The 12,405-nt window shown below is 39.7% G+C and carries 13 protein-coding genes; 5 read left to right on the top strand and 8 right to left on the bottom strand.

Translation table 11 applies throughout. From position 1 onward, the window contains the following. Positions 1 to 310: 310 nt before the first annotated feature. The 8 genes from QAI40_RS14750 to QAI40_RS14715 all read right to left on the bottom strand — a co-directional run bounded on the left by QAI40_RS14750 (position 311) and on the right by QAI40_RS14715 (position 8,484). Positions 311 to 817, bottom strand: coding sequence for a hypothetical protein (locus QAI40_RS14750; protein WP_304511734.1), 507 nt, complete (start codon positions 815 to 817; stop codon positions 311 to 313). A 208-nt stretch (positions 818 to 1,025) separates the two neighbouring features. Continuing rightward, on the bottom strand, positions 1,026 to 2,678 hold the full coding sequence (locus tag QAI40_RS14745) for a hypothetical protein (RefSeq protein ID WP_304511733.1): 1,653 nt from the start codon (positions 2,676 to 2,678) through the stop codon (positions 1,026 to 1,028). 158 nt (positions 2,679 to 2,836) lie between these two features. Continuing rightward, positions 2,837 to 3,994: a sulfate reduction electron transfer complex DsrMKJOP subunit DsrP gene (gene dsrP, locus QAI40_RS14740; protein ID WP_304511732.1), complete on the bottom strand. Its 1,158-nt coding sequence runs from the start codon at positions 3,992 to 3,994 to the stop codon at positions 2,837 to 2,839. A gap of 11 nt (positions 3,995 to 4,005) precedes the next feature. Further along, positions 4,006 to 4,821: a sulfate reduction electron transfer complex DsrMKJOP subunit DsrO gene (dsrO, locus tag QAI40_RS14735; RefSeq protein ID WP_304511731.1), complete on the bottom strand. Its 816-nt coding sequence runs from the start codon at positions 4,819 to 4,821 to the stop codon at positions 4,006 to 4,008. Continuing rightward, positions 4,818 to 5,213: a sulfate reduction electron transfer complex DsrMKJOP subunit DsrJ gene (dsrJ, locus tag QAI40_RS14730; protein ID WP_304511730.1), complete on the bottom strand. Its 396-nt coding sequence runs from the start codon at positions 5,211 to 5,213 to the stop codon at positions 4,818 to 4,820. Before dsrJ ends, dsrO begins: the two co-directional genes overlap by 4 nt. Continuing rightward, a complete protein-coding gene (gene dsrK, locus QAI40_RS14725) occupies positions 5,206 to 6,891 on the bottom strand; it encodes a sulfate reduction electron transfer complex DsrMKJOP subunit DsrK (protein WP_304511729.1) in 1,686 nt (561 codons plus the stop codon). Before dsrK ends, dsrJ begins: the two co-directional genes overlap by 8 nt. Before the next feature lie 3 nt (positions 6,892 to 6,894). Next, on the bottom strand, positions 6,895 to 7,914 hold the full coding sequence (dsrM, locus tag QAI40_RS14720) for a sulfate reduction electron transfer complex DsrMKJOP subunit DsrM (RefSeq protein ID WP_304511728.1): 1,020 nt from the start codon (positions 7,912 to 7,914) through the stop codon (positions 6,895 to 6,897). Positions 7,915 to 7,968: 54 nt separating this feature from the next. After that, positions 7,969 to 8,484, bottom strand: coding sequence for an RsbRD N-terminal domain-containing protein (locus QAI40_RS14715; RefSeq protein WP_304511727.1), 516 nt, complete (start codon positions 8,482 to 8,484; stop codon positions 7,969 to 7,971). Between the two features lie 229 nt (positions 8,485 to 8,713). Here QAI40_RS14715 and QAI40_RS17205 point away from each other — a divergent pair, with 229 nt between their 5' ends. The 5 genes from QAI40_RS17205 (at position 8,714) to QAI40_RS14695 (ending at position 12,290) form a co-directional block, all read left to right on the top strand. Further along, positions 8,714 to 8,824: an acyloxyacyl hydrolase gene (locus QAI40_RS17205; RefSeq protein ID WP_442875396.1), complete on the top strand. Its 111-nt coding sequence runs from the start codon at positions 8,714 to 8,716 to the stop codon at positions 8,822 to 8,824. Positions 8,825 to 9,317: 493 nt separating this feature from the next. Further along, positions 9,318 to 10,064, top strand: a complete 747-nt coding sequence (locus tag QAI40_RS14710) for an RES domain-containing protein (protein WP_304511726.1) — start codon at positions 9,318 to 9,320, stop codon at positions 10,062 to 10,064. A gap of 156 nt (positions 10,065 to 10,220) precedes the next feature. Then, positions 10,221 to 10,802, top strand: coding sequence for a hypothetical protein (locus tag QAI40_RS14705; protein WP_304511725.1), 582 nt, complete (start codon positions 10,221 to 10,223; stop codon positions 10,800 to 10,802). A gap of 421 nt (positions 10,803 to 11,223) precedes the next feature. Further along, a complete protein-coding gene (locus tag QAI40_RS14700; RefSeq protein ID WP_304511724.1) occupies positions 11,224 to 11,649 on the top strand; it encodes a hypothetical protein in 426 nt (141 codons plus the stop codon). Between the two features lie 104 nt (positions 11,650 to 11,753). Further along, complete coding sequence (locus tag QAI40_RS14695; RefSeq protein WP_304511723.1) at positions 11,754 to 12,290, top strand: hypothetical protein; 537 nt, start codon at positions 11,754 to 11,756, stop codon at positions 12,288 to 12,290. The last annotated feature ends 115 nt before the right edge of the window (positions 12,291 to 12,405 follow it).

The following is a 12,405-nucleotide window of genomic DNA, read 5'->3' as shown; positions in this document are numbered from 1 at the left end:
AGACAAAGTCTAGACTTATTTTTTCTCCTGTAATATCAATAACTTGCGTGAGATTTGGGCAATAGTTTACGAAAAAAATATTTACCTTTTAATGGAAAACCATACTGACGCATGAAAAAAATCCTCACCGAGAATTGCTGTATTTCAAAATTTTCAATTGATATAGATACCAGATTTTATGCATTTGGTATTTGCTATGAATTTATATATTTCAATAGTGATAAAAGTAAAGCCTCTCACTTCGATAAAATTATAAAGATGAGCTTTGCTATGTGCCCACAATACCAAGGTAAGATCAACTTAACGGCAACTAATTTGATAGCGGCCATTCAAAAGGTTCGTGGTCATTAAGATTTGTTTTTTGAGCTAAAAAGAACAATTCCTGTCCTATTTCTTTGGGTATTGCCCTAAAGTCGCTATTTGGTAATATAGGTTCAGCAGATGAGTACTCTATTTGGAATTGTTTTTGTGAGTCAAAATGATGCCGTCTTAAAATCATTTTCAATTCCAATGCTGTAGAGCTGCTGATTTCATTGTATTCTAATGCATATGAAAGTCCATGGCTAACTTCAGTTGTATTTTTATTTAAATGTTGTATGCCGAATTTTTTTATCCTTATTACAGTATCCAATCGCTCGAAAGAAATTCCGTATACGGTAACCCGCACATTATTAATATTTTTTGTTTGGACCATGGGTATATTGAGAAGGTCTTTCGTGACAATTTCGGAATAAGCACATCCAGATAAAACCATCCCAAGAAAAGCCAGAATTATTCCTGACAGCATCTTTGCTGTATTTTTCTTTAATCGCATCATTTTATTTATGTACACTTATTTTTTTATTAATAAATTAAATCAAGTACCTTAGAATAAATAATTTAATACAGAAAAAATATTTTTCCACTTATTTTATTTTTATCAGACAGTCTATGCATAAAAAGGTATGTATCATATGTATCAGAAATTTACAGCCATAAAGTCAACTATAAAATCAATTTTACCAAAATTTTAATATGGCGACGAACTATTGAACGAAGATGTCGGCAACAGGGTCGAATGCTGATGGATAGGTTTTAATAAATTTAAGCATGATACTATCAGTGGAGTTGTTAAGCAGACAGAAAATGTAACACCTGAAAATATCAAAAGAATCAATATCAGAGTCGGTTAAAAGATCTTCAGGGGATCTATGAGCAACCAAGTTAGTGTATGTATCGGAGAGAGTCTTTATCTCATCTTTTAAAAGAAATTGCATCATTTTTATTTTAATTGCATTTTTTTGTACATAGTAAGATATGGAGCCAAGAAAAAAAGAGACAGCAGACAGTTTTGACGACAGGCAGCCTGCTTTTTTACACAAATTCAGATGAGCCTTTATCTTTTTTAAATAGAATTCTTTGTTTTTGGTTGACAGGTCTTTGAAAGCAGTCTTTGAAATAAATTGTCTTTTTAACCGTTTCAGTACAGTCGGCGTCATTCTTTTCCTTTGAAACCTTGCTTTTTCTTCAAATATGGAAAGATACTCTTTAAGGCTTCTCATTCCCGGCGGTGTCAATTCGTCTGACCCATTATCAAGGATGATGGATTCTATTTGTACATCCAGTAAGCGATCTAAATGATATCGGTTTTTATTCAGGCCATACCCTTCAAGGGGTTTGAAATAATCCACAAGAAGAGCCTTCCGGCCGGTTTTTTTTACCGGAAAAAAGTTTGTTGTTGATGTAACCCGGATTTTTTTGTGCCCAAAAGGATATAATGCGCTGGTAAAAGTGGGAATAATGATAAAAGCTCCGTCGGGTGTTATTTCCGTACCATATCCATCGGTTATTGACGGCTTGATGGAAATAAAGTCTTCGTCAAGTCCTGCAGGAATCAACAGTTCGTCCAGGTCATGCTGCTTGCTGATGGGCTTCCCAAGCTCCTGTTCGATTTTTTTGATGCGGGCTTTATTTTTCGAAGTGATGCTGACAGAAAGGTTTGAGTCCATTTTTAAGAGCTTTTTTAACAACTGTTCTTTCCTTTTTGGAACCTTTGTTAAAATGCTGTATTCAATCGGCAAGTTTCCCAGATAATCAATAATGTCGGATATGGTTTTGTCATCCTGTTTCCAATCCAGAGGATCGGAAGCACCGTAAAGGGAAATTTCATCATTTTGTTGATTTTCCATATGGCTTAGAATTTTCAGGATGGCTTTATAGGAAAAATGCGACCTTACCTTTGGTAAAGCCCATTCATTGCACCGCCTGCAAAAATTACTGCACCCACAGGTCAACTGAAAGGTCATGGCTGTTTTGTACAGCAAATCTTTCTGACAATGGTCTAAATCAAGTTTTTCTTCCCATGTCTGAAAATCCACATGCCGGATATTGCCAGAGGATTGTTTGGCGGCAGCTAAAATTAAGTGTTTAAGGCGGTCATTGCATTCCTTGATCCTTGGTGTGCAATGCTTTAAAAGGGCAGGTTTGAATTTTTTAAAGATGGTCTGTATCTGGTTTAATAGTTTTTCCGTATTTTCATTGAACTCTGAATTGGCTTCAGTATCTCTGAGAATATCATAGTAGATTTGTTCGGCAGCCTGATAATCAGTATCGTACACTGCAACTAAGAGTTGATTCTTTTTTTGTTCTAAAAAAGAATCATTAGTTTGTAGAGCACAAGTTTTTTGTTGTTCTGTCATTGAAGAAGAAATTATCATTCTTTGATAAGGAGTTCAATCGTTTGATGAATCACGGCCTGTCATTGAATAAAAAACAGGGGAGTTCCATCAAAGAAACTCCCCTGAATAAAGATCAAAAATAAGGGGGCAGATTATAAAATCTGTCCCCAATGGTCAAACTATCCGCGAACCTCTTCTTTAACTTGCGTTGCAAGTTTGTAAAGAATGGTCAAAACCAAGAAGCCCGTGGCATAAACCGCCAGGGTAATCATGATTTCCGGCCCTGTGGGTGCGTACTCTGTTACATGGTGCAAAGGAGAAGGCACAAACCCGCCAGAGATCATACCCAGGCCCTTATCAATCCATGCCCCGATAACGATCATGGCACAGGTGACCGGCAACAGGGTTTTGTTGCTTCTCAATTGTGGAATCAAAAGGAAAACGGCTCCTGTTGCCATGAGTGTCAGACTGGTCCACATCCAGGGCACAAGTGCATTGTATCCGTGGTATCCAAACAGCAGATACTGGATATGGGACTTATGTCCGGGAATATTAGAATAGTAGACAACAAAGACTTCACACAAAAAGAAGAACAGATTGGCAATAATGGCATAACAGACAATCTTGGACAATGTCTGCATGGCATCCCAGCCCGGATCAAACTTGGTGAATTTTTTGATAATATAGCAAAGAATGATCAAAAAGGCAGGTCCTGCAGCAAATGCCGATGCCAGAAATCTGGGTGCCAAAATGGCTGTCAGCCAGAATCCGCGTCCCGGAAGGCCGCAGTAAAGATAGGCTGTTACAGTATGAATACCAATGGCAAAGGGAATGGAAAGATAAATCAAGGGTTTTGTCCAGAAAGGTGGTTCCACCTGATTTCTTTCCGCTTCGAGGATTTTCCAGCCAATGACGATGTTCAAAAAAAGATAACCGTTCAGAACCAACATGTCATAGAACAATATTGACTTGGGTGACGGGTATAACAACACATTCAGCATACGGGTGGGTTGCCCTAAATCCACAACAATAAAAAGAAGACACATGATCAGAGCGGCAACTGCCAGGAATTCTCCTAAAATGGTGATCCTGTGAAATTTTTCATAATCATGGAGATAATAGGGGATGACAACCATGACCCCTCCTGCGGCAACACCCACAAGAAAGGTAAAGTTTGCAATATAAAAGCCCCATGATACATCCCGGCTCATGCCGGTGATCATAAGGCCGTTCATGAATTGGTCAATATAAACGACCGCTCCTGCTCCCATTACAGCGAGCAGAAGAACTATCCATAACCAGTAATTCTTACTTCCTTTAATAGCTATTTCAAGCATACTCGCTCCTCTTACATGACATAGTAAACAGAGGGTTCAGTACCCAGAGACTGTTTACGTCTGATTGTATAATGTTCATTTAAAAGTGCCCTAACCTCGGATTCAGGATCTTCAAGGTCACCCACCACAATTGCGCCTTCACTTGCCTCTACACAATGGGGCTGTTCACCTTTGGCCAGTCGTTCAGCGCAAAGATTGCATTTTTCCACGACCCCTTTGGAACGGGTGGGAAAGTCAGGGACAGTCTCTTCGATAAACGGTCTTGGATCCCTGAAGTTAAAATTTCTTGATCCATAGGGACAGGCTGCCATACAAAAACGACATCCGATACAGCGGTGGTAGTCCATCAGGACAATCCCGTCTTCTCTTTTGAACGTCGCCTGTGTCGGACAGGCTTTAACACAGGGTGCGTTTTTGCAATGGTTACAGGTCACAAGAAAGGGAAGATCATGAAATTTTTCTGCAAGAAATTCATCTTCCTTGTCAGGAAACGCATAGTGGAATTCTTCTTCCCATATCCATTTAACTTCCTGTTTGTGATTAACAGGGCGCGTATTAGGAAATTTTTCCTCATTCACTTCATGATTGAAGTCGGGTACATTATGGGCTTTATGACAGGCCTCGACAATACTTTCAACCACTTCATCCGTAATCTTGTTGGTATCAATCACCATTCCCCACCGGTGGGCGGAAAGCCCGTCTTCATTTCTGCTTTTAACCGGACCGGAAAGGTCAGATGCAGCAAAGTTCATTGCCGGAGCAGCACCCAAACCAACGGCAGCAATACCCGCTACTTTAAGAAAGCTTCTTCTGCTCTTTTTCATCATTCAATCTCCTTGGGGTTTGTGTGACATTCCCAGCAGTAGGGATCAACCGAAGCATACGTATGACACGAGTCACAAAATTTCGCTTTATCTTCATGACAGCCCAGACAGGAATTTTCACCTGTTGAAAGGCTCATATTAAATGAATGACCATTGGCAGCTTTGTACTGCCGGTCAGCATTCCTTACAACCGAATCTCTCCATTCATCCAAGAGAGACATGTGATTGGCTCTCATTTCATATTTTTCAAGCACGCACTTTTTCTCTGTTTTGGCTTTGCCCAAAAGCTCCGGTTCAGGAGCCGCCTGGGTGTCTGTAATCATATTAAACCAGAACGGTGAGAGTACGGCCAGGACAAAAATTACAAGTCCCGTGATGATATAACTTTTATTCATCTTCTTCCTCCTCTGCCTCTACGCCGGGTAATGGTTCAAACCTCAAGTCTTCTGTTCGTTTCTTTTCACCCGGCATGATCAAAGCATTGCCAACAAGTTCATGTATCCCATAAACTTCCACTTCCGGCACCCAGTATTCACAAAGAGTCGGGAGGGCTGCTCTGTCAATTGCACAGATGGTGCCAAGGGTGTTAACACCGAATTTTTCGTGAACATATTTAACTGCATTGGCTCTTGGCAGTCCACCGGCCATTCTCAGCTCAATATTTTCACCCGCGTTCAGACCAGCGCCTGAACCGCAGCAGAATGTCAGCTCACGAATGGTGTTTGGCGGCATTTCATAAAATTCGTCACAGCAGTTTTCAATAATATACCGGGGTTCATCCAGAAGACCCATTCCCCTTGCAGGGTTGCATGAATCATGGAAGGTCATGATACGGTTGCCATTCCTGCTTTTATCAAGTTCAAGCTTTCCGTGTTTAATAAGGTCGGCTGTGAACTCTGTGATGTGAACCATTTTTGTGGATTTGGCATTCTCAAATTTGGTCCCGGTAATGGGGTTCACCGGTTCTTCAAGGAAGTCGGCAGGGCCGTTCATGGTATCCATATACTGATTGATGACACGCCACATATGACCGCACTCGCCGCCCATAATCCATTTTACGCCCAGGCGTTTGGCTTCAGCATACATCTTGGCATTCAATCGTTTCATAGTCTCATGGGAGGTAAAAAAACCAAAATTACCACCTTCTGATGCATAGGTACTCCAGGTCACATCCAGTCCATATTTATCTTTGAGGTACTTGAACAGGATCATGTATCCCTCGCAGGTATAGGTTCCGGGATCTGCAAATACATCCCCGGAAGGAGTGATAAAAAGGATATCAGCACCTTTTTTATTTATTTGAGGAGTACAATCCACGCCGGTAACATCTTCAATATCTTCCACAAAGAAATCCAGCATGTCTTTAAAGGCATGGGGCTGGATGCCCAGATGGTTCCCTGTTTGAAAACAATTGGAAACCGGTGTAGCAATCCAGTCAATATTCAGACCGATAAGGTTTAACAATTCCCGTCCCATAATGGTGATCTCTGCAGTATCTATTCCATAGGGACAGAATACGGAGCAGCGTCTGCATTCCGTACACTGGAAAAAGTAGTACCACCATTCCTTGAGCACATCCAGAGTCAATGGTCTTGCACCATTGAGTTTTTGTCCGCCGGGGATTTTTTGCAGGATTTTTCCGGCAGTTGTAAAATCGTTTCTGTAGACAGATCTTAAAAGCTCGGCTCTTAAGACAGGCATGTTTTTGGGGTCACCCGTTCCAAGGAAAAAATGACACTTGTCCGCACATGCGCCGCAGCGTACACATATATCCATGAATACTTTGAATGTTCTAAATTTTTCCAGGCGTTCCTTGATTCCCTGGTGAAGAATCTCCTGCCAGTTATCCGGCAGTTTCCAGTCATCTTCAAGGGGATTCCAGGGCCTGGCATTGGGCAGGCTCAATGTCTCTACACTTTCAGCCTTTGCCGCATAGCAGTACATTCCCGGTCTGATCTGGACCGAAGCCGTCGTATCCATCCAATTGTCCGATTCTGATTCTGGCCCGGATCCTGACCTGGGGCCATAATCTATTTTATCTAATAATTCATCCGGTTTTATTTCGTCAGACATTTATTACTCCTTTTTATCCAATGGCTTATCCACCGGCAGACCGGCTTCAATCATTTTTTCTCTGAAGTGATCTTCATATTCTTCATATGTATGGGTTTTCACATCATAGTTCCAGGGGTTAACATGTCTTTTTGCACGGGTATTGTTTGCCATATTTCTTGTCGGGCTTAAAAAGATTCCGCCCATATGCATCAGTTTGCTGGCCGGGAAATATGCAAAAAGGATACTTACCAGAAAGAGATGGGCATAGAAAAGACCGCCAACACCTTCAGGAATTGTCGGGCTGAAGGTTGCAAGGCCCATGGTAAGCGTTTTAATACCGATAATGTCAACTTTTGTAAAGTATCTCATGGCTAAACCGGTTGCAGCAATCCCGATGATAAGGAACAACGGGAAATAGTCAGCCGCCTGGGAAATATAGGTCACTTTGGTATCAAAGATTCTCCTTGCAAGCAGGAATAACGCTGCTGCAAGCAATACAACACCGGATAAGAATATTCCGGGAAGTCCTAATTGTACTATCCCGTCAATATACTCCAGCATTGTTATACAGGATGGTACAGGGGAGGTAAAAAATCTGAAGTGCCTTAACACTACTACCAAAAAGGAATAATGAAAGGCAAGGGCGCCTATCCAGAGAAAGATTTCCCAGGAATAGGATAGCCTGTTTGAAACATTTCTGTTGAACGCTGCTTTTGTGTTCCTGAACAGAGACCTGAAAAGAAATATTTCAAGAATCATGCGCACAAACACACCTGTTGAAGTATCAGGGTTGTCAATGGTGTTCTGTTTTATCCATGGAAGAGATTTCTGTTGCCCGCAGGTTGTCGGAATCCTGAACGGGACAGCAGAAGATGCCCATCCCAGAACTTTGTATACAAAGCCGGCAAGGAAGGCAATAATCGCTACATAAGGAAAAACAATTCCGAAGAACCACTGAAGCCCTGCTCCCTCAACACCTGTGTATGCTATTAAAAAAAGCAGAAAAACAGCTGTCAGGGGGATCAAGTACTTTTGATTCATGTTATAACCACCTTATTATTTTATGCAGGACAAACCTAAATTTTGTCGCGCATGTTAAGATTTTTTAGAGCCAAGGAGATCCTCTTCCGTTAGCTCAGCTACTAAACCTGCCCTTTCAAAAGCCCTGTGAATGCGTCTTTTGCTTTCGGTGGCCTTTAAAAGGAATATTTCTTCTTTACATTTCATAAGCTTGTTAAAGGAAGCCAGAGCAATCTTATCAACAATCTTATCAAATTCTCTGATCAGGCTGTCATCAAGAATATTTTCGCCAATTACCTTCAGGGCAAAAACAAAACTGACAGCCTCTGAAGCGGAAAATGCCTGTACCGCCCTGATACGGATTACCGGATCAAGCGCCTTTTCAAGCATTTCCTGATTGAAATCTTCTAGTATGAGGTTAAAGACCTCTTCAATTGTCTCACGAGTAGCCGCACCAACCGGATTGTCAAACCGGTTGACATCTTTGCCGAGTATTTTTGCGCTTTGCGAAGGATATGTATCAATTGTTGCCCGGAACCATTCTTTTACAAAGGGGGCTTTATTTTTCTTAAGTATCTGTTTTAAATCCATATTTTTTTAAATAATATTATATAAAAATAAAATTATCTCCTTGTCATAATTGTTAGAAGGATATAAACAACCTTTAATTTTATGTCAAGGGTTAATGCTTGTTAAACAGCAATCCATGAATGTTCTTAAAACGAGTAATTGTAAAGCCCCAGACAAAAACTCTCGTTTTTTGTTGAATAAATAGAATCTTTCATTTAAAAGGGGTGAAAGCGATAACTCAAATTTTGAAATCAATGATTTTGATTTAAGCTTCAGATATATGCACTACTCAAATGCCTCAATCAAGAGTCCGAATCACGGCATTAACGTTTGGATCTTAACAACTGCAATTCAATTTTAATAAAAATGTGGCGGAGAAATAGAGATTCGAACTCTAGATGGACTATAACACCCATACTCGCTTAGCAGGCGAAAAATAGGTTTTTCGAAAACCTTATGAAATGGCTTCAAGCCCTTCGTTGCAGGGTTTTTTGAAATCTCAATGATTCTTAAAATAGCTTTGAATTCCCATTTTTAAAAAAAAGTGACACCATTTTTGACCCCACTAAATTGATTTTTTTTTAGGGAGATTATTTGCCTTGCACCACAATTTATAGTACTGTGATTTTCGGTGTAGGAATTTTAAAGGAGGGTGTTTTTTCTCCAATTAAGAACACTTTTGCAGATTCTTCCTGAGTCAATTATATTTTTACTAAAACTTATTTTTAAATATCTTTACTGCTTTTTGAAATATTGTTACAGAACGGGTGAATCAGATTTTCTATTTATCTGATCTGATATCATTCAAATTTATAAAATAAATAGATTTGTATAATTAATTGTTAGGATTCATCATGATCGGAATCAAACTAACTCGAGGCAAGACAAGGCGTGCTCACGAATGGAGTACAGACAATCCTGACGACATTGGTAACCAGGTGCATCAACTCACAAATCTTCTCGACCGAGAGTTCGCTTCTGGTCGATTCCGAACACCAAGAGAAGCGACTGACAACATCTTCACGGCAGTGAGGGGCCTTAAGGCAATTACTGATGAACTGGAGAGAAGCACGCCCGTGTGTCTGGAAGGAACCTTATACCGCGCGAGGTCGCATGACTCCGGTGTGCCGCCGGCAGATTTTGGACCCTCGCCTCAACGGTCAGCTAATCGTTTCAATCTTGAGGGCGAACTTGCTTGGTACGTTGCAAAGACGGATATGATTTTAGTTGCCGAGCTTTCACAAACAAGCCCTGGTAATTGTTTCTGGGTCCAAAGGTTTGCGGCTCAAGAAATCCAAATCAAAGTCCTCTCACTTACGCCGGACATGTGCAAGGACTTTCCGGCCCTGAACCAGTTCGTGCTCCTGGCTGAGCGTAAAGTCACAGATGGCCAGTCAAGTCCACATGTAGCGACGCAACTACTGCGAAACCTTATGGAACAGTTCGGATTCGATGCTGTAGAATATCCGACCGTAATGGGCGATTACGCTTCGGATCCAACGGCAACCAATGTTGCCATCTTCAACGAAAATGCAATCAAGGAATGTTTGGATTCCAAAGAAGGTGCCCCGTATCGGATTTCTGAAGAATACGTCTCCTAACAAAATTGTTGAATAAGGAATTCTTTTTTGATATCGATCTGTATATTATACTGTTTACTAATATTGTAGTCGGTACAAAATTACATCCATTTGCTACAATGCGGGACTATTGATAAAACGCTATTGGTTAGGCATAAATAGAGGAATAAAATCAAAATGATAAGATGGTTGTGGCTTGAGTTTTGGCCAGTTTGGCTTACTGCCATACTTGTGGGGATGCATTATTGTGCTTATGTCCTGGCGCCTGATAAGATTTTAGTTATCAACAAGATTGCTGGTTCTACCCTTCAAGTTATTGGTGGTCTGATAGTGCTTTATTCTACATACAAGAATATTAGGCTATTCGAACAAAAAAATCTATTGGCAAGGTTCACTGGGTGCTTTAAGCGTTGTCCACTACTCAAGAGACCAGTGACTAGAAACTTCATGGTCTCACTTTCGAATGAAAGTAGCTGTAGCGACATTTCGGTAATAATGCAATTCAATATCGTCGAGGAGAAAATAGCAGAGCTTGAGAGGCAAATGCAGGAGTATAGGCAAATAATGATAGACAAAGAGAAAAAGTTTAACGAAAAGATCGTCGTTTCTGAAACCTCTCTGATCGAAAAAATAACTAAAACCGACAAGCAAATTGATAAGGTAGAGACACAATTTCACAAGTTAGTGGTAGGTGGAATTTCTACACAAGTATTTGGAGTGCTGCTGATAGTTTATGGCGCCGTGGTCGGGTTTATATAAATGTTTTCTAACAGCGGTCTGCACAACGGACTGGCTCCAGCGCTGGCATGCTTCAGTCAGTAGTTGAGCCCGAGCGTTCAACTTTATTTCCTGCCAACATTAATCAAAGACATTTCCCCATAGTGTTTTTTATAATATATAGATCACAATTTAACAGATTTCAGAAAAGCATTTTTCTGGTTTGAACTGCTGAAAAGTGTATCTCCAATAAAGAACATCCCGACAGATTCTTCCTGAATCAATTATATTTCCACCAGAGTTGATCAGTCGAAATGCCTTTACAGGCTTCAGAGATGTTGTTATGGAATTACAGATCAGATTTTTTTGTTTATTAGGTTCGATATCATTAAAAATTACATGATATCCAAATCTGCACAACTACTTGTTAAGTTTAGAAAAAAATAATAGATGAGGTGTTAATGTGAAAAATGTTATTACACTATCGATGATATTCTTATTAATTGGTTTAAGTTCAGCAGTAGCAGATGACAAAAATAATTGGGAAGCAACTTTAAATGATTATATTTCAGCAATTAATAATCTTGCATGTGTAGAGAAAAGAAGTCCAGAATTAAAAGAATGTAGTATACCTGTAGATAAATGTAAAAGATTCGTAACGATTGTATCTAAAAATTGCTTAGGGCAGGCAATCTTGTCGAGAAAATCAATAAAACATCCAAAGGACATGTCAGAAAAGGAATTACTATCATTAATTGATAAGGCTACCATATGTTCTTCAAAAATTATTCCCGTCATGACCTACTATGTTTGTCCAGAACAACATGAACGCAATTGGGCTGGTCGTGGTGGTTTCAAATGGAAAGGCAAAAACAACAATAGAAAATAAACATGAAGCAGATACTCTATCTAATTTCAACAAGCCGCTAAAGCCGATCGCATCCAAAGGGGATGCTCTGGATTAGCTCATCGTTACAACTTAAAGGAGAACGTATGACTTTTTGGGAATCTGCATTATCAGCAAGTATTGGTGCTTTTATTGGTTTTATTGGAGCTCTGATTATCTTCTTTATTAAAGAAATTTGGCAACAAAAAATTCGAACAACCTCTACAGTTAAAAATCTAAAGATGGAACTCGCATACAATATAAATTTATATGAGAAATGTGAGAAAAGTGTTCAGGAATGTATTGAAGCAATTTCAAATGGTAGTCGTTCTTTATATCTGAAATTAGATTACAATTTCGTTGGTGTCTTTTTTGCCACTCAATTTTATCAGAGTGGTTTATTATTAAAATATTTTCATCCAGAAGATATGAGACGCTGGAATGTAATGCTTAATCAAATAGGAGCTGGAGCAGATGCGCATGTCGCCAATTGTGTAAAACAATGGCGTGAAGAGGAAGATATAAAACAAGAAACTGTCTACAACGCATTAAAGCATGAGAAAAGTCAAATCAGCTATGCAAAAGAAATGTCAGAATATATTCTGGCCAAGTTACCTTTAAAGGGTGTTGAAATCAATTTATAATTTACAGAATTTACATAATAATTTCAAATTGTTGTGTTGCAAAAGCCTCTGTTTTCGTGTATTATTTTTATTCGCAAAAACAAAAAATTATAAAACAAAAACAGAGGCAATATGC

This window comes from Desulfobacula sp. (genome assembly GCF_030611305.1).
In the GTDB taxonomy this organism is placed as follows: domain Bacteria; phylum Desulfobacterota; class Desulfobacteria; order Desulfobacterales; family Desulfobacteraceae; genus Desulfobacula.
This window is presented reverse-complemented; position numbering and strand designations above follow the sequence as displayed.

Bases quoted from the DNA above. Each gene is read 5' to 3' on its own strand.
- QAI40_RS14750 (WP_304511734.1), bottom strand. From the start codon at position 817: ATGATGCGATTAAAGAAAAATACAGCAAAGATGCTGTCAGGAATAATT.
- QAI40_RS14745 (WP_304511733.1), bottom strand. From the start codon at position 2,678: ATGACAGAACAACAAAAAACTTGTGCTCTACAAACTAATGATTCTTTT.
- dsrP (WP_304511732.1), bottom strand. From the start codon at position 3,994: ATGCTTGAAATAGCTATTAAAGGAAGTAAGAATTACTGGTTATGGATA.
- dsrO (WP_304511731.1), bottom strand. From the start codon at position 4,821: ATGATGAAAAAGAGCAGAAGAAGCTTTCTTAAAGTAGCGGGTATTGCT.
- dsrJ (WP_304511730.1), bottom strand. From the start codon at position 5,213: ATGAATAAAAGTTATATCATCACGGGACTTGTAATTTTTGTCCTGGCC.
- dsrK (WP_304511729.1), bottom strand. From the start codon at position 6,891: ATGTCTGACGAAATAAAACCGGATGAATTATTAGATAAAATAGATTAT.
- dsrM (WP_304511728.1), bottom strand. From the start codon at position 7,914: ATGAATCAAAAGTACTTGATCCCCCTGACAGCTGTTTTTCTGCTTTTT.
- QAI40_RS14715 (WP_304511727.1), bottom strand. From the start codon at position 8,484: ATGGATTTAAAACAGATACTTAAGAAAAATAAAGCCCCCTTTGTAAAA.
- QAI40_RS14710 (WP_304511726.1), top strand. From the start codon at position 9,318: ATGATCGGAATCAAACTAACTCGAGGCAAGACAAGGCGTGCTCACGAA.
- QAI40_RS14705 (WP_304511725.1), top strand. From the start codon at position 10,221: ATGATAAGATGGTTGTGGCTTGAGTTTTGGCCAGTTTGGCTTACTGCC.
- QAI40_RS14695 (WP_304511723.1), top strand. From the start codon at position 11,754: ATGACTTTTTGGGAATCTGCATTATCAGCAAGTATTGGTGCTTTTATT.